Raw genomic sequence first — 20,734 nt, 5'->3', positions numbered from 1 at the left:
CCCCGGGGGCCGGGGTCAGCCGCCCGCCGGGTCGGCCCGCCGCCGTCCGCGCAGGACGGCACGGCCGGTGAGGGCGAGCACGAGCAGGGCACCGGCTCCGGCCGCGGCCGAGGCGGCGCTCACCGCCGGGCCGGAGACCGCGCCCGCGGCGGCCGTCCGCCGACCGGCGGCGGTGCCGGATGCGGGGACGGTGCCGGATGCGGGGGCGGTGGACGGGGCGTAGCCGCCCGCCCTGCCCGACCGGGCGTATCCGGAGCCGGGGAGCTTGTCCCCATAGGCGGCGCGCACCCGGGTGCGGTAGGCGGCGAGCGTGGTGCCCCGGGGGCCGATCGCCCGGACGGCGTCCTGGTCCAGCGGGAGCACCTTCGTGCCCTTCTGGACGTACCAGGCGTCCACCTGGGGCTCGTGGAAGACCGTCCCGCCGGGCAGTTTCCGGGCGCCGGCGGCGGTGTAGCGGAACTCGTCGTCGCCGGTGGCGATGTTCACCACCTGCCAGGCGCCGTCCGTCCCTTCCTTCGGAAGGGACCACAGGGACGCCTTCTGGCCGTCCGAGGAGACGGCGGTGGTGGCGAGGTAGTCGAGCCGGGCGACCGGCGCCCCCGGCTTCCCGGCCACGAAGTCCGGGTCGAGGGTGCGCACCGGGACGGTGGCGCCCTCGATCCGGGGCGCCGCGGCCGACCTGCCGACCGCGCCCTCCCGGGCGAAGAACCGGGCCAGGGTGTCCAGGGTGGCGGGCTCGGCGGCCGCCTCCCGGGCGGCGGCCAGGGCGGCCGGTCCGGCGGTCGGGCCGGTGGCGGCGGCCGCTCCGGGGGCCGCGACGGTGAGCAGGGCGCAGCCCGCCAGTGCCCCGGTGGCGGCCAGGGCGGCGACGACGGACCGGGTGGTGCGCGGGGAGCGTGCGGGCCGGGCGGGGTGCGCGGCGCGGGTGGCCTCGTGGTTCATCGCGTCACGCTCCGATCCGGTAGAGGGAGTGGGTCCAGGAGAACTCGCTGTTGTTCACGTACCAGGCGTGCGAGGCCCAGTTGTAGCGGTTGCTGGAGGGCCAGGGGTCGCCCCAGTAGACCCAGCTGCCCGAGTCGTCGTACCCGTACAGGACGTGCATGTGGCCGCCGCCTGAGGCCCACTGGATGCGGGTCTCCACAGGGCGCCCGGCGGCGATCTCGGCCTGGACGGTGGGGTAGCGGAGCCAGCCGGTGACGTAGGAGCCGGGGTTGATCCCGGCCCAGTACAGGCCGTCCTGCACATTGTCGAGCGTGGCCTGGGAGTTGGGGCACTCGTAGCCCTGGGCCCGGCCGAAGGCGGCGTTGCAGAACTGGTTCTGCGAGTAGTTCCGGCCGAACCAGGTGGCGATGGTGTTGCCGGACGCCGCCCAGCACCAGTTGCTCTTCTGCTGGGCCTGCATGGTGATGTTCAGCCGCTGGGTGGCGGCGAGCGGGCTCGCCTGGGCGGGGGCGGCGGGCGCCGGGGCGGCGGTGGCGGTCGTCGTCGGTACGGCGAGGAGTGCGGCGGCCAGGGCGGTCGCCGCCAGGAACCGTCCCCGTCGGACTCGTATTCGGTTGCGCATGGCGTTCCTCCCGAGGCGGGGGTGTGGGATCGAAAGGAGCGCGTCCGGACGCTGTGCGAGGAGCATCGACCGTTGTCGGAGGCGGGTCAACACGCTTCAATGCGGGGGAACATCGCGGTGTGAACGGCGTGGCTGGTACGTGAACGGCCCTCCCCCGGCCACCTGCGGCACCACCCTTCCGGCACGGCCCCCCGGGCACCGCGCCGTGAACGTTCACCTGGAGGTCCCCATGCAGCACACCGAGGCCGAGCTGGCGCAGGTGCTGCACACCGGCCCGTTCCATCTGGCGCTGCGCACCGCGCTGTCGGTGCGCGGGCTGCCGCTCCAGCGGGTCCAGCACCATCTCGCGCACCGCGGGGTCAAGGTCGGTGTGACCAGCCTGAGTTACTGGCAGCAGGGGGCCCGGCGGCCGCAGCGCGCCGAGTCGCTGAGGGCCGTGAAGGCGCTGGAGGAGGTGCTGCAACTGCCGGAGAACTCGCTGCTCCGGTTGCTGGGCACCGGGGATTCCCGGCCGGACGCCGACCGCCCGGCGGCGCGTTCGTACCGTTCCCTGCTGGAGTCGTCCGGTGCCGTGGAGCGGCTGCTCGGCCATCTGGGCTCACCGGTGGACGGCGGCCTGCACACGGTGGGGCACCACGAGCGGGTGCGGATCGGTCCGGGCCGGGAGCTGCGGCAGCGCGAGTCGCAGCACGTGGTGCGGGCCCACCGGGACGACATCGACCGCTACCTCGCCGTCCACCGGGGCGATCCGGGCTGCGATCCGGCACGGGTGCGGGTGACGGCCCGGGAGAACTGCCGGACCGGACGGGTCCGCTGGGACCGTGCGACGGGGGTGCTCGTCGCCGAGCTGCTCTTCGACGTCCGGCTGCGGGCGGGCGACACCCACCTCTTCGGCTACGGCTTCCACGACGGCACGGGAGGCCCGTCCCGCGAGTACGTGCGCGGGTTCAGCTTCGGCGGCGGGCAGTACGTGCTCCAGGTGGCCTTCGACGAGGCCGCGCTGCCCGTACGCTGCCGGCGCTTCGCCCAGGTCTCGGCGGGGGCGCCGCGCGGCGGGCGTACGGATCTCACGCTGGCCGGCCGGCACCGGACCGTCCACCTGGTCGAACAGGGGGTGCGGCCCGGTCTGGTCGGCATCGACTGGGACTGGGAGTGATCTTCCGGGCCCGGGAGCGGTGCGCTCCGGGTCCGGTCGCCTCCGGCCCGGGAGCGGTCAGGCCTCGGGGCCCGCGACCAGCTTTCCGCCCTCGACCCTGACCGGGACGGCGGGCAGCGGCGCGGTCGCCGGGCCGCGCATGGCCTTGCCGGTCGTGGTGTCGAAGTGGCTGCCGTGGCAGGGACACGTCCCCACGTTGTCCTCGACCTTGTCGAGCAGGCAGCCCGCGTGGGTGCACTGGGCGCTGAACGCCTTGTACTGGCCCTTGGCCGGGCAGCTCACGATGACCCGCTCGTTGCGGTAGAGCTTGGACTCGCCGACCGCGATCGCGTCCGGCGGGCCCAGCTCGACGGGGGCGGTGGGCGTCGGCGTCTCGGCGTGGCCGAGCTTCGACTCGGTCGAGCAGGCGGCCACTCCCAGCCCGGCGGCGCCGGCGAGAGCGGCACCCTTCAGCACGGTTCGGCGGGCGGCGGGCTGGCCGGGCATGCGGTCTCCAGTGGTCAGGAGGGGCGGATGGGCGCCGGGCGCGGCCGCGCCGCGCGGGTACGCAGGAGTACCGCGGACGGCTCGGGCCATCGGTGCCATCGGTGACGGAACCGACGATACCGGCGGAGACCGACTCCCCTGCGGCCGGGCCGCTCCCCACCCGATCGCCCCTGGTCAGGGCGCGGTGGTGGCCCCGGATGAAGGGGACCACCACCGCGCTCGAACGGCCGTCACGCCTTGCGCGCGCGGGTCGTCCTCTTCGCAGCGGCCTTCTTGGCGGTGGCGGGCTTGGCCGCCGTCTTCCTGGCCGTCTTCCGCGCGGCCCTGGGGGCCGTGGGCACGGCGGCCTCGCTCACCCGGTCCGGGTCCAGGATGTCCTGGAGGAACTTCCCGGTGTGGCTGGCCGGGACCCCGGCGACCTGCTCCGGGGAGCCCTCGGCGACGACCATGCCGCCGCCGCTGCCGCCTTCGGGACCCATGTCGATGACCCAGTCCGCGGTCTTGATGACATCGAGGTTGTGCTCGATGACGATCACCGAGTTGCCCTTGTCGACCAGGCCGGAGAGCACCTTGATGAGCTTGCTGATGTCCTCGAAGTGCAGACCGGTGGTCGGCTCGTCCAGGACGTAGACGGTGCGGCCGGTGGAGCGCTTCTGCAGCTCGCTGGCGAGCTTCACGCGCTGCGCCTCACCGCCGGAGAGCGTCGGCGCGGACTGGCCGAGCCGTACGTAACCGAGCCCCACCTCGTTGAGTGTGCGCAGGTGGCGGGCGATCGTGGGGACGGCCTCGAAGAACTCCAGGCCCTCCTCGATCGGCATGTCCAGCACCTCGGCGATGGACTTGCCCTTGTAGTGGACCTCCAGGGTCTCCCGGTTGTAGCGCGCCCCGTGGCAGACCTCGCACGGGACGTACACGTCCGGCAGGAAGTTCATCTCGATCTTGATCGTGCCGTCGCCGGAGCAGTTCTCGCAGCGGCCGCCCTTGACGTTGAAGGAGAAGCGGCCCGGCAGATAGCCGCGCACCTTCGCCTCCATCGTCTCCGCGAAGAGCTTGCGGACGTGGTCGAAGACACCGGTGTACGTGGCCGGGTTGGACCGGGGCGTGCGGCCGATGGGCGACTGGTCGACGTGGACCACCTTGTCGACCAGGTCGTCGCCGTCGACCCGGGTGTGCCGGCCGGGGACCGACTTGGCGCCGTTCAGCTCCCGGGCGAGGTGGGTGTACAGGATGTCGTTGACCAGCGTCGACTTCCCGGAGCCCGAGACGCCGGTGACGGCGGTGAGCACGCCGAGCGGGAAGGAGACGTCGATGTCCCGGAGGTTGTTCTCCCGGGCACCGTGCACCGTGAGCAGGCGCTCCGGGTCCACCGGACGGCGGATGTCGGGCGTCGGGATGGACCTCGTGCCGTTCAGGTACTGGCCGGTGATCGAGTCGTCGTTGGCCAGCAGTTCCTTGAGCGATCCGGAGTGGACCACCTTGCCGCCGTGCTCACCGGCGCCGGGGCCGATGTCGACGACCCAGTCGGCGACCTTGATCGTGTCCTCGTCGTGCTCCACGACGATGAGCGTGTTGCCCATGTCGCGGAGCCGGACCAGGGTCTCGATCAGCCGGTGGTTGTCCCGCTGGTGCAGACCGATGGACGGCTCGTCCAGCACGTACAGCACGCCGACCAGGCCGGAGCCGATCTGGGTGGCCAGCCGGATGCGCTGGGCCTCGCCGCCGGAGAGGGTGCCGGCGGCGCGGTTGAGCGAGAGGTAGTCCAGGCCGACGTCGACCAGGAACCTCAGCCGCTCGTTGACCTCCTTCAGCACCCGCTCGGCGATCTTCTTGTCACGGGCGTTGAGCTTCATCCGGCCGAGGAAGTCGGCGCACTCGCTGATCGACATCGCGGAGACCTCGGCGATGGACTTCTCCATCACCGTCACCGCCAGGACGATCGGCTTGAGCCGGGTGCCCTCACAGGTCGGGCAGGGCACCTCGCGCATGTACCCCTCGAAGCGCTCCCGGCTGGAGTCGCTCTCCGCGTCGGAGTGGCGCCGCTTGACGAACTGCACCGCCCCTTCGAAGGCCGGGGTGGTGTACGCGCGCTCCCGCCCGTACCGGTTGCGGTAGCGGACCTCGGTCTGGATCTTGTGGCCGAAGAGCAGGGCCTTCTTCGCCCGCTGCGGCAGTCCGGCCCAGGGGATGTCGGTACGGAATCCGAGGGCGTCGGCGAGCGCGCCGATCTGGCGGCCGAAGTACTCCTTGGTGTGGCCGTGCGACCAGGGGTGGATGGCGCCCTCGTCGAGCGACTTCTCCGGGTCGGGGACGATCAGCTCCGGGTCGACCTCCATCCGCGTACCGATGCCCGTGCAGTCGGGGCAGGCGCCGAAGGGCGAGTTGAAGGAGAAGGAGCGCGGTTCGAGCTCCTCGAAGGAGAGGTCGTCGTACGGGCAGTAGAGGTGCTCCGAGTACATCCGCTCGCGCTCGGGGTCGTCCTCGGGGAGGTCGACGAAGTCGAGCACGACCATGCCGCCGGAGAGCCCGAGCGCGGTCTCGACCGAGTCGGTCAGCCGCCGCTTGGCGCCCTCCTTCACCGTGAGGCGGTCGATGACCACCTCGATGGTGTGCTTCTCCTGCTTCTTCAGCTTGGGCGGCTCGGAGAGCTGCACGGTCGCGCCGTCGACCCGGGCGCGGCTGTATCCCTTGGTCTGTAGATCGGCGAAGAGATCGACGAACTCGCCCTTGCGCTCGCGCACCAGCGGCGAGAGCACCTGGAAGCGGCTGCCCTCGGGCAGCGCGAGCACCTTGTCGACGATGGCCTGCGGCGACTGGCGCGAGATCGGACGCCGGCACTCCGGGCAGTGCGGCTTGCCGATCCGGGCGAAGAGCAGCCGGAGGTAGTCGTAGACCTCGGTGATGGTGCCGACCGTCGAGCGCGGGTTGCGCGAGGTCGACTTCTGGTCGATGGAGACGGCGGGCGAGAGACCTTCGATGAAGTCGACGTCCGGCTTGTCCATCTGGCCGAGGAACTGGCGGGCGTACGAGGAGAGGGACTCCACGTAGCGCCGCTGGCCCTCGGCGAAGATCGTGTCGAACGCAAGGGACGACTTGCCCGAACCCGAGAGCCCGGTGAAGACGATCAGCGAGTCACGGGGGAGGTCGAGCGAGACGTTCTTGAGGTTGTGCTCGCGCGCGCCACGGACGATGAGACGGTCGGCCACGCCGGTCCGCACCTTTCTGGAGAGAAATGGGGGAACTGAGCCCCTGTCCCAGGGTATGGGGGGCGCCACAGCGATGTACGAAGCTTTCGACCCCGAGCGTATAGCACGCACATTCGATTTACGGACGGCTCCGGCCTCCTTCACTCGAACGAGTGGCCGGACTAGGCTCGGCCGCATGATTGATCATGCGCACGACCTGGACGCCGTACGTGAAGCCACCGACCGGCTGCTCAGCGCCACCGCGGAACTGGACGCCGCGGCACTCACCGCGCCGTCCCGGCTGCCCGGCTGGAGCAGGGGGCATGTCCTCGCACACCTCTCCCGTAACGCCGACGCGCTCGTAAATGTTCTCCAGGGCCGGCCCATGTACGCGGACGGCGAAACCCGCGACCGCGACATCGAGCGCGACGCGCCCCGGCCGCCGGCCGAGCAGCGGGCCGACCTGTCCGGGAGCGCCGCCCGTTTCGACTCCGCCGCCGCGGCCCCGGCCGACTGGTCGCGCACGGTCACCCTGCGCAACGGAGTGACCGACTCCGCGTCCCGGCTCCCCTTCCGCCGCCTCGTCGAGGTCGAGCTGCACCATGTCGACCTGGGGATCGGCTACGAGCTGGAGGACCTGCCGGAGGAGTTCGTTGCACGGGAGATCGAGTTCCTCGCCGAGCGGTTCGACGGGCACCCGGATGTCGTCGCCACGCGCCTTGCCGACGACCGGGGCCCGGTCCGGACCACCGGCGGCGGCGCGGAGGGCGGCCCGGTCACCGTCCGCGGCACCGCTCCCGAGCTTCTCGGCTGGCTCAGCGGCCGCCGCGACGGGGCCGCCCTGAAGGTCGAGGGAGGCCCCCTCCCGGCCCTCCCCCCGCTATAGGCTGAGGCCCATGACGTACAGCGGAGCGGTCAAGGTCGGCGGGCGCGCGGATGTGCACGAACTGACGGATCTGATGATCTCCAAGGTCGCCGTCGGCCCGATGAACAACAACGCGTACCTGCTGCGCTGCCGGGCCACTGGCGAGCAGCTGCTGATCGACGCGGCGGCCGAGGCCGGGACGCTGCTCCGGCTGATCGGTGACGACGGCATCGCGTCCGTCGTCACCACCCACCGGCACGGCGACCACTGGCAGGCGCTCGCCGAGGTCGTCGCGGCCACCGGGGCACGCACCGTCGCCGGGCGTCACGACGCGGAGGGCATCCCGGTCCCGACCGATGTGCTCGTGGACGACCTGGACACCGTCCGGGTGGGCCGGGTCGCCCTGACCGTGCGCCATCTCGTCGGCCACACCCCGGGCTCCATCGCCCTGGTCTACGACGACCCGCACGGCGCCCCGCACGTGTTCACCGGCGACTGCCTCTTCCCCGGCGGGGTCGGCAACACGCACAAGGACCCCGACGCCTTCGCGAGCCTGCTCCACGACGTGGAGACCAAGCTCTTCGACCAGCTGCCCGACGAGACCTGGGTCTACCCCGGCCACGGCCACGACACCACGCTCGGCGACGAGCGCCCGCAGCTGTCCGAGTGGCGCGCCCGGGGCTGGTGAACCGGAACCCCGTACAGGCGGGGCCACCCTGTCGAAGGGCCCTGCGCCGACCTCGTCGGCGCAGGGCCCTTCGGTCTGCACGGGTCGGGCAGCCGTACGCCGATGGATCGGGTGCGCGCACGCCTCGGTCCGTGCCCGGCCAAGCCGCCGGGGATGAACCACTCCTCCATCACACCGTTCCCTTCCGGTTCCAGGCAGGGCAGGCTCCGGTGGGACCCTCGCCGGGCAGAACGGCACGGAGCGCGGGCCGGGCGACGGGGTGCCACCGAAGAATGTCCGCACGTACTTCCCTTCCTCCTCCAGGGCGATCGCCCTGGTCCGGCACTTGGCGGCGTTCCGGCACCTGGACGACTGTCCGGCGCCCGGCTTGTATCTGCGCGTGCGGCCGACGCCCTGAAGGTGACACATGGGACATGAGTGAAAAAATAGAACTTATACCGCATGAAGCCGAAGCGGGCGAAAGGAGTACGCCATGATCGCCAAGCTGCTCGGCAAGCTGTCCTTCACACGCAACTACGGTGCGTACGGCGTCCACCACTGGAGCACGTACACCGACAGGATGTGACCGTACGGTCGGCGGGCGTCCCCGGGACTCCCGTCGACTCCGCACATCGTGCCGACGGTGTCGGCCTGTCGGGTACGAGAAGCCAGGGGCGATCTCATGGATCGAGCGAATGAGCCGCCACGCTTGCACGGAGGCGGTTTCGCGGCCTGGAGCCGCGACCGGCTGTCGATGGCGCGCCGCGGCGCCGCCGAGTGCGGGGACGTCTGGCAACTGGAGCGGGGTGTCTACGTAGCCGCTGCGGCCGGACCGTGCGAGGAGGTCCTGCACCGCGCGCACGACTTCCCCAGACCGTCCTCACCTCTCTTCCCGCCGCCGAAGCGGTCGAGCGGAGCGCCGACGGCCGAGGAGGGCGCGCACGCTCACACCGCACGCATGCGCGGACTGCGCCCGCAGGCGGTCGCGGCCCGGATCGGTGAGATAGCGCCCGGGACCGCTCGATTCGCCGACCGGTGGCCCACGGGCCGGGACGTCGAGATCCTGCCCCCGGTCCGGCACGCCCTGGCAGAGACCGGCGTCCGCTACCTCTTCTCCGAAGACGCTCCCACCCTGCTGCCCTTCGCCTGGCAGCTCTTCCTGGCCCGGGAGGTACTCGTACGCCCCTCGCGCTGGGTATGGCCGCGCTGGGTCCCCACTCCGGCACGACGGTTCCGCACACGGCAGCAAGTCGCCTTCACCGACGCTCTGCGGCCGGTCGTCCGCCGTCGCCGTTCGTCGGGTCGGCTCGGTGACGACGTGCTGGGACTGATGCTCCGGCCGTCCTCCCGCCATGGCCCACTGCCGGAAGAAGCCGTCCTGGACAGCCTTCCCGGCCTCACCGTCGCCACCTTCGAGACACCTTCCAGGGCGGCCGGATGGATTCTGCTCCACCTGGCCCGGTACCCCCGGGCCGCGGACCGCGTCGCGGCCGAAGCCGCCCTGCTGCCCGCGGACCCGGCCGCGACGACCAGCACGCACCTCGACAGCCTGCGATACACCCGGGCGCTGGTACGCGAGGTGCTCCGCATGTACCCCCCGAGCTGGCTGCTGACCCGGCACGTCGGGCGGCGGACCCAGCTCGCCGACTTCACCATCGACGCCGGGTCCACCGTTCTCGTCTGCCCCTACACCGCCCACCGCGACGCACGGGAGCACTCCGAGCCGGACCGGTTCCGGCCCGAGCGCTGGCTCGACGATTCGGGGTCGCCGACGAAACCCGGGGCCTTCCTCGCCTTCGGTACCGGGCCGCACGGCTGCGAGGGAGTCGCTCTGGCCATGGCGATGCTGACACTCCTGACCGCACAGACCGCTCGCCGCTACCACCTGAGCGAGCCGCCCGGACCGGAACCCGGCTACCAGGTCACCACCTTCGAGGGTCTCGCGACCGACGGCCTGCGCCTGCGTGCCACCGCGCGCGGCTGAGGGCGGTTCCGCTCTTCGGCGACAGGCCGCCGCGGCCCGCGAACGGCGGACGCCGATCAAGTTCGGCGAGCACACCCGTCATGAGAGACCGTGGTGCCGGCCGGCGAAGGAAAAACGCGGTCCCGTAATTTCTTCAGAATTTCGACCCGCCCTCCGCGGAATCGGCATCTCAATGCTTCGTCACGTACACCGGTTCCCGACCAAATTACGCCGCTGTCCAGCGCCGTTGATGCGAACGCCGCATGTCGGACGTTCGCCCCCAGACCATTGGACTGGCCGCTACCGGTGCCGCTGTTACGCTGATTCCGTGACGGTATTCCGGCGCACCGTGCCGCACCTTCTCCGTCGAAACGGAAATCTGGAAGAGCGTCGCTTGCTCAACCAAAATGCAGCCGCACCCAGGGATACGTGGTCAAGCGCCGGTCGCTCCGTCAGCGATGCTCAGCCCTTTCCATGGAGAACTCGACGAGCATGATGCACCCCCTCGCACTTCGAGGGGCGGGCAGCGGCCGAATCCTCCCTCGCCGCGTACCGGAGTGGCGCCGGTTCGAGGGTCTGCAGCTCCCCCTGGAGGCCGGGGTGAAAGTCGTCGTCGATCTTTCCCGATGCGAGGGGCACGCGCAGTGCGCCTTCCTGGCTCCGGAGACGTTCCGGATGCACGGTGAGGAAGCGCTCATGTACGACCCGAACCCCGACAACACCCAGCGCGACCAGGTGCTGCGCGCCGTGGCGGCCTGCCCGGTCCAGGCGATCCTGACCGACCGGCCGGAGGCACGGCACGCACCGGCGGAAGCGTCCCCGTCGTGAACGGTGCCGACGACCTGCGTGCGTTCAAGCACGACGGCCGCATCGTGGTCGTCGGGGCTTCGCTGGCGGGGCTGCGGGCCGCGGAGGCGCTGCGGGACGAGGGTTTCAACGGATCGTTGACCATGATCGGCGACGAGTCGGGCGAGCCCTACGACCGGCCTCCCCTGTCCAAGCAAGTACTGACCGGCTGGGTGCCGGCCACGGACGTCGCCCTGCCCCGCCGTCGAAGCATCGATGCCGAGTGGCTGCTGGGCGTGCCCGCCAGCGGGCTGGACCTCGCCACGAACCACGTGCGCCTCGCCGACAGGCGCGAGGTTCCCTTCGACCGGGTGCTGATCTCCACCGGGGTACGGGCCCGGCCGTGGTTCGTCGCGTCCGAGGCGGCCCTGGACGGAGTGTTCGTCGTCCGCACACGCGAGCATGCCGAGAGCCTGCAGCGGACCCTCGCCACCGGGCCCTCCCGTGTACTGGTCATCGGCGCGGGATTCACCGGCTCCGAGATCGCCTCCGTCTGCCGAGAGCGGGACATCCCGGTGACCGTCGCCGAACTCGCGCCGGCCCCGCTCGTCGGGGCGCTCGGCGCCATGATCGGCAAGGTCGCGGCCGGCATGCAGCGCGCTCACGGGGTCGACCTGCGCTGCGGCGCCAAGGTCACCCGGTTGGAGGGCGACGCGCAGGGACGGTTCCGCCGTGCCCACTTCGACGACGGCACGACGGTCGACGCCGATGTGGCAGTGGTGGCACTCGGCAGCATCCGCAACACCGAGTGGCTGCGGGAATCGGAACTGGCGGCAGGCGTGTGGGGGGTCACCTGCGACAGGAACTGCCGCGCCCTCGACCTCAGCGGCCGCGTCACCGACAGCGTCTTCGCCGCGGGAGACGTGGCACGCTGCCCGAACCGCCTCTACGGAGACCGGCTCATCTCACTGGAGCACTGGGCCAACGCGGTGGAACAGGCCGAGGTCGCGGCGCACAACATGGTCAACGCCCGGGCGGACCACCGGCCCTACCTGTCCGTCCCGCAGTTCTGGTCGATCCAGTTCGGCGTCAACATCAAGTCCGTCGGCGTGCCGGCCTTCGCCGACGAGATGGTCGTCACCCAGGGATCGCCGGACGACCATCGTTTCGTCACCGCATACGGGTATCGGGGCCGCGTCACGGCCGCCGTGAGCTTCGACAACGGCAAGTGGCTTCCCCACTACCGACATTTGATCGAAACGGCCGCCCCTTTCCCGCCCCCCTGCCCCACGCCGGACCAGCCGACCGGCGCGAGACCGGTGCCCGTCGGATTCCCCGGCCCCGCCCTGCTCACACAGGGCGCCACGGTGGTCGTCGCAGGCCGTGACCCGGGCGAGCCCCGCGTCACGGCCGTGCACCGGCACCGGCACCGGCACCGGCAGGAGGAAGGCCGGACGACCACTCCCCCCGGCACGCTGCAACGGATCTTCGACCACTCCGCCCGGGCCGACCCGTACCCGCTGTACGCCGAGCTGCGCAAGACACCAGTGGCGCGGCAGGAGGACGGCAGCTACGTGATCAGCACCTACCGTGAGATCACGGGCCTGCTGAACGATCCGCATCTGAGTTCCGACCTGCGCAATCTGTCACGTTCGGTGCCCCCGGACGACGAAGGAGCCACGTCGTCGTTCATCCACCTGGACCCGCCCGAACACGATCGCTCGCGGCGTATGGTGATGCGCCACTTCGGCCCCCCGCACACCCCGGGGCTGGTGACCGGACTCGAAGGCTTCCTGACCGCCACCGCGAGCAGGCTCATCGACGCCGTGGCGGACAAGGAACAGATCGACGTCGTCGATGATTTCGCCTTCCCGCTCCCCGTGACCGTGACCTGTCACGTGCTCGGCGTGCCACGCGAGGACGAGCCACGGTTCCGCCAGTGGGTGAACGACCTCATGAACGCGATCGACTACACCCCCGGGACCGACCCGAAGGAGAAGCTGGACAAGGGTGTACAGGCCCGCAAGGACTTGCGCCGGCGCCTCGGCGAGCTGGTGGAACGGTTCCATGGCCGGCCGGGAGACGGTCTGCTGTCCCAGCTCGCCAACGACGACGGGCCCGACGGACGGATGACCGACGCCGAGATCGTCGCCACCGCCGGACTCCTCCTCGTCGCCGGCCATGAGACCGTCGTCAACCTCGTCACCAACGGCGTGCTGACGCTGCTGCGCCACCCGCAGGTGCTGCAACGACTGCGCGGCGAACCGGACTTGGTCGTGCCGCTGGTCGAGGAACTGCTGCGCTACGAGCCCCCCGTACACATCATTCCCTGGCGGGCGGCGTACAGCGACATCACCGTCGCCGACACCGTGATCCCCAAGGGCTCGCGGATCATGCTCATGCTTGCCTCGGGCAACCGCGATCCGGACCGCTTCCACGACCCCGACCGCTTCGACCCCGACCGGCGCGACAACCAGCACCTCGGCTTCGGCGGCGGCATCCACCTGTGTTTCGGCGGCCCGCTGGCCCGGCGGGAGACCCAGATCGCGCTGACCGAGCTGGTACGCCGGCTCGACCGCCCCAGGCTGGTCGCCGACCCGCCGCCGTACCGGCCCAGCCCCGTCCTTCGGGGTCCGATCCATCTGGACGTCGAGCAGGGTGGCGGTTGACGCGACAGCCGAGGGCGGCGGACTCGGCAAGGGGCTGCCGGACGGCTTCGAGGGCGCCTCACACTCGGTGCGCCCGGGGCTGGTGGCACCGACGGCGCCGGGCCCGCCCACCTCTGCGGTGGAGCGGGTCCGGCGCCGTCGCGCTTCGGTCAGGCGCCCACACCCGTGCCCTTGTCGGCGGTGTCGTCCCCGGCGACTTCCTCGCGGGCCTGCTTCCGGCTTGCGAGGAGACTGGTGATCGTGGTGATGACCAGCACGCCGCAGATGACGCCGAGCGACACCGGGATGGATATCTCGGGGACGCTGACCCCGGACTCGTGCAGGGCGTGCAGCACCAGCTTCACCCCGATGAAGCCGAGGATGACCGACAGCCCGTAGCTGAGGTGGACCAGCTTCTTCAGCAGCCCGCCGATCAGGAAGTACAGCTGCCGCAGCCCCATCAGCGCGAAGGCGTTGGCGGTGAAGACGATGTACGGGTCCTGGGTCAGGCCGAAGATGGCGGGGATGGAGTCCAGGGCGAACAGCACGTCGGTGGTGCCGATGGCGAGCATGACGACCATCAGCGGGGTCAGGACGCGCTTGCCGTTGTTCCGGATGAAGAGCTTGGTGCCGTGGTAGCGGTCGGCCACCCCGAAGCGCCGCTCGATGCTCTTGAGCAGGCGGTTCTCCTCGAACTCCTCCTCCTCCTCCGCACCGGCCCGCGCCTCCTGGATGAGCTTCCAGGCGGTATACACCAGGAACGCGCCGAAGATGTAGAAGACCCAGGAGAAGTTGGCGATCACGGCGGCACCGGCCGCGATGAAGATCGCTCTCAGCACCAGCGCGATCAGCACACCGACGAGGAGCACCCGCTGCTGGAGGTGCGAGGGCACCGAGAACTTCGCCATGATCAGGACGAAGACGAAGAGGTTGTCGACACTGAGCGACTTCTCGGTGATGAAGCCCGCGAAGAACTCGCCGGACGCCTGGCTCTCACCGAAGAGCAGCAGGCCGAGCCCGAAGAGGGCGGCCAGGGCGATCCAGACGACCGTCCAGATTCCGGCTTCCTTGGTCGTCACGTCATGGGGCTTGCGCCCGATGAAGAAGTCGACGGCGATCAGGGCTGACAGACCAAGAATGGTCAGCACCCAGACGGTCCATGAAACGTCCACTGCGCCTCCGGCAGTTCGCTACGGCTACTGATTCAGCGTCGTCGCTGCCGGAGGTCTCCTCCACCCGGGCGCACGGGCTGCGCACCACGGGCCGACGCCCCGGGACCGGTCACGGTCCGTACTGACGGGAACGTCGCGTATGGGAGTACTCCCCTCCGTTCAAGGAACAGTACAGGAATAACCAAGAAAAGGTAAAGAGAAAGGCAATGGTCCATCAAAGACGCAGGTCGGAAGGGGTAGGGAAGACGGGATACGCCGTCGGCCCCGGCCCGCACCGGGCCGGGGCCGACGGTTCAGCGCCGGGTGTGCCGGGCCGCGGCGACCTGGGTGAGTACCTGCTCCAGGACCCGGCTGCCCGGCGGGACGCGCGGCGGCTCGTACGTCCAGGCGTGCCCCACCCAGGGGTCGGCCAGATGGTCGTCGGGGACCGGGGTGATCCGCAGCAGCGACCGCCACAGCGGGTCGAGCACCGGCCCGTACCCGGCGGCGTCCTCCCGGTCGGCGACCATCATCAGATGGACGCCGACCGAGGGGCCCTCGTCGGCGAGATAGCGCAACTGGGTGACGGCCCGGTCGTCGAAACCGTGCGGGAAGTCGTTGACGATCAGCAGCTGCTCGGCCGGGTCCACGTCCGGCGGCAGCGAGTCGGCGGCACCGGCCCGGAGCGCCATCTGCACCAGGTCGACGCGGCGGGTGAGGTGGGCCAGGACCGAGGACACGCCTCCGGCCCCCGGGACGGGCGGTGTCGCGAGCGCCCCGGACCGGACCAGCGGCGCGAGCGCCCCGGCCGCCGTACCCGCCGGGTCGATGACATGGACGGAGAACTCGTCGGCCGGGTAGACGGCCAGCAGCCGGGCAGCGAGCAGGACGGCGCTCTCCATCGCGAGGCCGCGCAGCCGGTCGCCGTCCAGCAGGGCGGCGGCCTCGGACGACGCACGGCCGCTGTCGATCCAGAGCCCGCGCTCCAGCGGCAGCCGGACCAGGAGCGGGATGTTCAGGTCGGGCTTCTCGGGGAGGTGGAGGTCGCCGAGGCGCAGCGCCATGGGGATCTCCATCGGGACCCGGTAGGCGTGCCAGACGGGGTTGTCCCAGCGGGCGAACGCGGCGGGCAGGGCGGGCTCCACGACATCGGACTCGGCGGCGAGCTGGGCGAGGTCGCGGTCGAGGGCCTCGCGGGCGCGGGCGGTCAGCTCGTCGTGCTTGGCACGGGCCTCGGCCCGGGCCCGGTCGCCCGCGCCGCCGATCCGGCTGCGCGGGTCGGACAGGGCGCTGTCCAGCTCCTTCTCCATGCGGGACTCGGCGAAGTCGACGGCGCTGCGGTACGCGGCGGTGGTGCGGGCCAGGTCCTCGAACATGCCCCAGATCTGGTTGTAGAGGCGCTCGTCCATGGACCAGCCGGTCGCGTCACCGGCGACGGGCCGTGCGGGGCGTCCCGGTTCCGCGGGCGGCGCGGCGGGGGGCGGCGGCGGGGGCGCGGAGGTCTGGCGGCGCGGATGCGCGTAGTCGATGGTGCCGCCGGGCGGGGCGGCGGGCTCCGTGAGCGGCTCGGCCGGCCGGTGGCCCCCCTGGGCCGGTACGGGGCCGGTGCCCGCGGTGCTCCGGCCGGTGTCCGCGGCGCGCGGCGGGGGCGGGGCGACCGAGCGGGCCATCGCCCGGCCGACCGCCTCCTGGATGGAGCGGGCCAGCTCGGCGGCGCCGGGCAGGCCCTGGTCGGCGAGCATGGCTTCGAGCCCGCCGGCGTAGCCCTGGCCGACGGCGCGCACCTTCCAGGCTCCCTGGCGGCGGTAGAGCTCCAGGGCGGCCACCGCGGACTCGCTGTCCAGGCCGGTGAGGGTGAAGGTGGCGATCTCGCCGCCGTCGAGGCCGGTGACGGCGACGAAGGGGGCGGCGACGGCGCCGAACCGCAGCGGGCCACCGCCCCCGGTCGGCAGGGCCAGCAGCACGGTGAGCCGGTGCACCGTGGCGGGCAGGGCGTCGAGGTCCACGGCGAGCCGGTGGTCGGCGGCGGCCTGCTTGGAGACTTCGAGCCCGGGGAGCTGGGGCGATCCCGGGTGCGCGATCCATTCGGTGCCGCGTACCGTGCCGTTCTCGTCGCCGAGCGTGGCGCCTGCCACCACCGGCGTGCCGGCCGCTACCCGGATCTCCAGTCGGGTCTGGGGCAGTGCGTGGTTCTGCCCCCGGACCAGCTCGGCCGTCATTGCCGTGTCCCCTCGACGATGCGCTGCTCTGCGGCGCGCCCCGCCGTGGGGCGCGCGATGTGGTGCAGCTCCCGGCGGCCGATGCCTCCGGGAGCTGCGGGTACTGATGTGTACCGGCTCGGGCCGGGTCCTGGCTACAGGTGCGGCAGGATCGCCGGCATCAGGTCCTGGAAGGTGCGGCCGTTGGCCGGGTTGCCGAGGGCGGTCATCTGCCAGCCGTTGCCCGCGCGGTGCACCTTGGCCATGATCTGGGCGGTGTACTGCCCGCCGCCGTCCAGGGTGTAGCGGGCGAGCTCCTGGCCGTTGGTCTCGTCGACGATGCGGCAGAAGGCGTTCTGCACCTCCTGGAACGTCTGGCCGGTGAAGGAGTTCACCGTGAAGACGATCTGGTCGATGTGGACCGGCACCCGCTGGAGGTCGACCAGGATCGCCTCGTCGTCGCCGCCGGAGCCGGCGCCGCCGACCAGGTTGTCACCGGTGTGGGTGACCGAGCCGTCGTCACTGACCAGGTGGCGGAAGAAGACCACATCGACCGGCTGCTTGTCGGCGAAGAGCACCGCCGACGCGTCGAGGTCGATCTCCCGGGTACGCGAGCCGAACAGGCCCCGGCGCGGCGCTGCCTGCCAGCCGAGCCCCATCCGTACCGCGGTCAGGGTTCCCCCGTCGCTCTTCTGCAGACTGATGGCCTGCCCCTTGGTCATATTGACCGTCACGCGCTGTCCCCTCTCCGCATTTCCCCGCAACCGTCGGTGCGCGGTTTCTCAGAAACCCTACGCAGTCGCGCCGGTGGCACGCGCGCGTCGGGCCGTATTGTGTCGGTCCTGCAACACACCGGGGGTTTCCCGGCGGGGCGGGCTCAGGCGAGGCCCGCCTCACGCATCTGGCGCAGTTCCTTCTTCAGCTCCCCGACCTCGTCGCGCAGCCGTGCCGCCACCTCGAACTGCAGGTCCGCGGCGGCCGCCCGCATCCGGTCCGTCATCTCCTCGATGATCCCGGCGAGTTCGGTGGCGGGCCGGTCCGTGACCGCCGCTTCGCCCTTGGCCCGCCCGGCTCCGGCCCGCTTGGCGCCCAGCGACGGAACCGGGGCCTTGGTCCCCTTGGCGTCCTTGGTGCGGCGGTAGCCGCTGTCGAGCAGCTGCTCGGTGTCGACCTCCTCGCGGGCGATGGTCGCGACGATGTCGTTGATCTTCTTCCGCAGCGGCTGCGGGTCGATGCCGCGCTCGGTGTTGTAGGCGATCTGCTTCTCGCGGCGGCGGTTGGTCTCGTCGATGGCCTGCGCCATCGCCGGGGTGATGGTGTCGGCGTACATGTGGACCTGCCCGGAGACGTTGCGGGCGGCGCGGCCGATGGTCTGGATCAGGGACGTCCCCGAACGCAGGAAGCCCTGCTTGTCCGCGTCGAGGATGGCGACGAGCGACACCTCGGGCAGGTCGAGGCCCTCACGCAGGAGGTTGATGCCGACCAGTACGTCGTACTCGCCGGAGCGCAGCTCGCGCAGCAGCTCGATGCGGCGCAGCGTGTCGACGTCGCTGTGCAGGTAGCGGACCTGGATGCCGAGTTCCTGGAAGTAGTCGGTGAGGTCCTCGGCCATCTTCTTGGTGAGGGTGGTGACCAGGACGCGCTCGTCCTTCTCGGCGCGGGTGCGGATCTCGTGCACCAGGTCGTCGATCTGGCCCTCGGTGGGCTTGACGACCACCTCGGGGTCGACGAGGCCGGTGGGGCGGATGATCTGCTCCACGAAACCGTCGCCCCGGGACAGCTCGTACGTCCCCGGAGTGGCGGAGAGGTAGACCGTCTGGTCGATCCGGGTCAGGAACTCCTCCCACTTCAGCGGGCGGTTGTCCAGCGCGGAGGGGAGCCGGAAGCCGTGGTCGACGAGGGTGCGCTTGCGGGAGGCGTCGCCCTCGTACATGGCGCCGATCTGCGGCACGGTGACGTGCGACTCGTCGAGGACGAGCAGGAAGTCCTCGGGGAAGTAGTCGAGGAGGGTGTGGGGGGCGGTGCCGGGCGAGCGGCCGTCGAAGTGCATCGAGTAGTTCTCGACGCCGGAGCAGGTGCCGATCTGGCGGAGCATCTCGATGTCGTACGTGGTGCGCATCCGCAGCCGCTGGGCCTCCAGCATCTTGCCCTGCTTCTCCAGCTCGGCGAGGCGCTGCTCCAGCTCCTGCTCGATGCCGTTGACCGCCTTCTCCATGCGCTCGGGGCCGGCGACGTAGTGGCTGGCGGGGAAGACGTGGAGGGACTGGTCCTCGCTGATCACCTCGCCGGTGAGCGGGTGGAGGGTGGAGAGCGCCTCGATCTCGTCGCCGAACATCTCGATGCGGACGGCGAGCTCCTCGTAGACCGGGAAGATCTCGATGGTGTCGCCGCGGACCCGGAAGGTGCCCCGGGTGAACGCGAGATCGTTGCGGGTGTACTGGATCTCGACGAAGCGGCGGAGCAGCTGGTCGCGGTCGATCTCGTCGCCGACCTTGAGCTGGACCATGCGGTCCACGTACTCCTGGGGCGTACCGAGGCCGTAGATGCAGGAGACGGAGGCGACCACGACGACGTCACGCCGGGTGAGCAGCGAATTGGTCGCGGAGTGGCGCAGCCGCTCGACCTCCTCGTTGATCGAGGAGTCCTTCTCGATGTAGGTGTCCGACTGGGGGACGTACGCCTCGGGCTGGTAGTAGTCGTAGTACGAGACGAAGTACTCGACGGCGTTGTGGGGAAGCAGCTCGCGGAACTCGTTGGCCAGCTGGGCGGCGAGCGTCTTGTTCGGCGCCATCACGAGCGTCGGGCGCTGCAGCTTCTCGATCATCCACGCGGTGGTCGCGGACTTGCCGGTGCCGGTCGCGCCGAGCAGCACGACGTCCTTCTCACCCGCGCGGATGCGCCGCTCCAGCTCGGCGATGGCCGCGGGCTGGTCACCGCTGGGCTGGTAGGAACTGACGACCTCGAAAGGCGCCATCGAACGTTCGATCTTCGAAACGGGCCGCATGTGACCACCGTACGACCCGCCACTGACAACCGGGCCGGACCGGTCCAAGGAGCGGGCCCGGTTTCACCACTCGCCGGGGGGTGCGGGGTCGCTCCGCCGGGAGTGGAAGGAGGCCGGGTCGGCGTACGTGCCGAAGCTCGGTGCCCGTCGCTGGGCCGGGATCCCGGCGATCCGCCGGGCACCGTCGGCGGACGCGGGGTCGTTCCAGTCCGGGGTGCCCATCACCATCAGCGGGTCGAACATCACGACGACCGCGGCCAGGACGAGGAAGCAGCCGGGCCCGATCAGCAACGGCACCAGCGGGGCATTCACCGTTCCGGCCACTCCGGCCTCGGGGATCGCGCCGGGGTGCAGGTGGACGCTGAGCGCGGCCATGCCGGTGTAGTGCATGCCGCTCACCGCGACGCCCATGACCACGCTGGCGCCGAGGCTGGGCAGGAAACCGTTGACGGAGACGGCGGCCCAGAGCGCGGTGGTGGCGGCCACCACCGCGATCACGACGGAGAGCACCACGGTGAGCGTGTCGTACTCCAGCTGTCCGTCGAGGCGTATTCCGGCCATGCCCAGGTAGTGCATGGTGGCGATGCCGAGTCCGGTGATGGTGCCGCCCGTCACCAGGGCCATTGTGGTGGCGCCCCGGTAGCCGACCACGAAGATGCCGACGCCGACCATGCCGATGGCGACCGCGAGGCTGGCGAAGGTGACCGCCTTGTCGTAGCTGATGGTCACGCCCTCGACGGAGAAGCCCGTCATCGCGATGAAGTGCATGGTCCAGACGCCGGAGCCGATGGACGTCGCGCCGAGCGCCAGCCAGCCGGCCTTGAAGGAGCGTTCGGTGCGCAGTGAGCGGTTGGTGCAGCGCAGGCCGAGGGCCGCGCCGAGGCAGGCCATGAGGAAAGCCGCCACGGGCGTCACCGCTCCGTAGCTGAATCCGTCGATCGTGCCCTGCATGCTCGTACGCCCTTCGCGGAAGCCCGGGGTTCGGGGTGACCCTAAGGCGCGAGTCCCGGCAAACAAACAGAAGAGCTGCATTTTATCCAGTGCGCTTCCGGTCCGTTACCCGG

General features: G+C 71.0%; 15 protein-coding genes and 1 pseudogene. 7 read left to right on the top strand and 9 right to left on the bottom strand.

All coding sequences use genetic code 11. The features are described from left to right. Positions 1–15: 15 nt before the first annotated feature. Complete coding sequence (locus tag ACIQGQ_RS16050; RefSeq protein ID WP_402395728.1) at positions 16–942, bottom strand: hypothetical protein; 927 nt, start codon at positions 940–942, stop codon at positions 16–18. A 4-nt stretch (positions 943–946) separates the two neighbouring features. After that, complete coding sequence (locus ACIQGQ_RS16045) at positions 947–1,564, bottom strand: papain-like cysteine protease family protein (RefSeq protein ID WP_402395725.1); 618 nt, start codon at positions 1,562–1,564, stop codon at positions 947–949. 229 nt (positions 1,565–1,793) lie between these two features. On the opposite strand from ACIQGQ_RS16045, the gene ACIQGQ_RS16040 reads away from it, so the two are divergent. Next, positions 1,794–2,720, top strand: coding sequence for a hypothetical protein (locus tag ACIQGQ_RS16040; protein ID WP_352275024.1), 927 nt, complete (start codon positions 1,794–1,796; stop codon positions 2,718–2,720). Between the two features lie 57 nt (positions 2,721–2,777). Here the strand turns inward: ACIQGQ_RS16040 and ACIQGQ_RS16035 are convergent, their stop codons facing one another. Next, positions 2,778–3,206 (bottom strand): Rieske (2Fe-2S) protein, encoded by a 429-nt coding sequence (locus tag ACIQGQ_RS16035; RefSeq protein ID WP_352275023.1) that lies wholly within the window; start codon positions 3,204–3,206, stop codon positions 2,778–2,780. Between the two features lie 230 nt (positions 3,207–3,436). After that, positions 3,437–6,409 (bottom strand): excinuclease ABC subunit UvrA, encoded by a 2,973-nt coding sequence (gene uvrA, locus ACIQGQ_RS16030; RefSeq protein WP_402395720.1) that lies wholly within the window; start codon positions 6,407–6,409, stop codon positions 3,437–3,439. Between the two features lie 175 nt (positions 6,410–6,584). Here uvrA and ACIQGQ_RS16025 point away from each other — a divergent pair, with 175 nt between their 5' ends. From ACIQGQ_RS16025 to ACIQGQ_RS16000, 6 genes and pseudogenes are all read left to right on the top strand, one after another. Beyond that, the gene (locus tag ACIQGQ_RS16025) at positions 6,585–7,274 is read left to right on the top strand and encodes a maleylpyruvate isomerase family mycothiol-dependent enzyme (protein ID WP_402395718.1); all 690 of its coding nucleotides are present in this window, start codon (positions 6,585–6,587) and stop codon (positions 7,272–7,274) included. Between the two features lie 10 nt (positions 7,275–7,284). Then, on the top strand, positions 7,285–7,941 hold the full coding sequence (locus ACIQGQ_RS16020; RefSeq protein ID WP_402395715.1) for an MBL fold metallo-hydrolase: 657 nt from the start codon (positions 7,285–7,287) through the stop codon (positions 7,939–7,941). Positions 7,942–8,629: 688 nt separating this feature from the next. Further along, entirely contained in the window at positions 8,630–9,904 is a 1,275-nt protein-coding gene (locus ACIQGQ_RS16015; protein WP_402395712.1) for a cytochrome P450, read from the top strand. Between the two features lie 579 nt (positions 9,905–10,483). Beyond that, positions 10,484–10,711: a ferredoxin gene (locus tag ACIQGQ_RS16010; protein ID WP_402396045.1), complete on the top strand. Its 228-nt coding sequence runs from the start codon at positions 10,484–10,486 to the stop codon at positions 10,709–10,711. Then, positions 10,708–12,078: pseudogene (locus ACIQGQ_RS16005) on the top strand (NAD(P)/FAD-dependent oxidoreductase); the annotation flags it as partial. The gene ACIQGQ_RS16010 and the pseudogene ACIQGQ_RS16005, both read left to right, overlap by 4 nt. A 3-nt stretch (positions 12,079–12,081) precedes the next feature. After that, positions 12,082–13,338: a cytochrome P450 gene (locus ACIQGQ_RS16000; protein ID WP_402396043.1), complete on the top strand. Its 1,257-nt coding sequence runs from the start codon at positions 12,082–12,084 to the stop codon at positions 13,336–13,338. Between the two features lie 149 nt (positions 13,339–13,487). On the opposite strand, the gene ACIQGQ_RS15995 is transcribed toward ACIQGQ_RS16000, so the two are convergent. The 5 genes from ACIQGQ_RS15995 to ACIQGQ_RS15975 form a co-directional block, all read right to left on the bottom strand. Beyond that, positions 13,488–14,489: a TerC family protein gene (locus ACIQGQ_RS15995; RefSeq protein WP_402395709.1), complete on the bottom strand. Its 1,002-nt coding sequence runs from the start codon at positions 14,487–14,489 to the stop codon at positions 13,488–13,490. Positions 14,490–14,782: 293 nt separating this feature from the next. Beyond that, a complete protein-coding gene (locus ACIQGQ_RS15990; RefSeq protein WP_402395706.1) occupies positions 14,783–16,687 on the bottom strand; it encodes a TerD family protein in 1,905 nt (634 codons plus the stop codon). A gap of 134 nt (positions 16,688–16,821) precedes the next feature. Further along, positions 16,822–17,400: a TerD family protein gene (locus ACIQGQ_RS15985; protein ID WP_352275017.1), complete on the bottom strand. Its 579-nt coding sequence runs from the start codon at positions 17,398–17,400 to the stop codon at positions 16,822–16,824. A gap of 143 nt (positions 17,401–17,543) precedes the next feature. Next, on the bottom strand, positions 17,544–19,670 hold the full coding sequence (gene uvrB, locus ACIQGQ_RS15980) for an excinuclease ABC subunit UvrB (RefSeq protein WP_366294619.1): 2,127 nt from the start codon (positions 19,668–19,670) through the stop codon (positions 17,544–17,546). Positions 19,671–19,733: 63 nt separating this feature from the next. Next, the gene (locus ACIQGQ_RS15975; protein WP_402395702.1) at positions 19,734–20,621 is read right to left on the bottom strand and encodes an MHYT domain-containing protein; all 888 of its coding nucleotides are present in this window, start codon (positions 20,619–20,621) and stop codon (positions 19,734–19,736) included. Positions 20,622–20,734 lie beyond the last annotated feature (113 nt).

This window comes from Streptomyces sp. NPDC092952 (genome assembly GCF_044754785.1).
GTDB lineage: Bacteria > Actinomycetota > Actinomycetes > Streptomycetales > Streptomycetaceae > Streptomyces.
The sequence above is the reverse complement of the archived record's forward strand: the minus strand, read 5'-3'. Positions and strand labels throughout refer to the sequence as shown.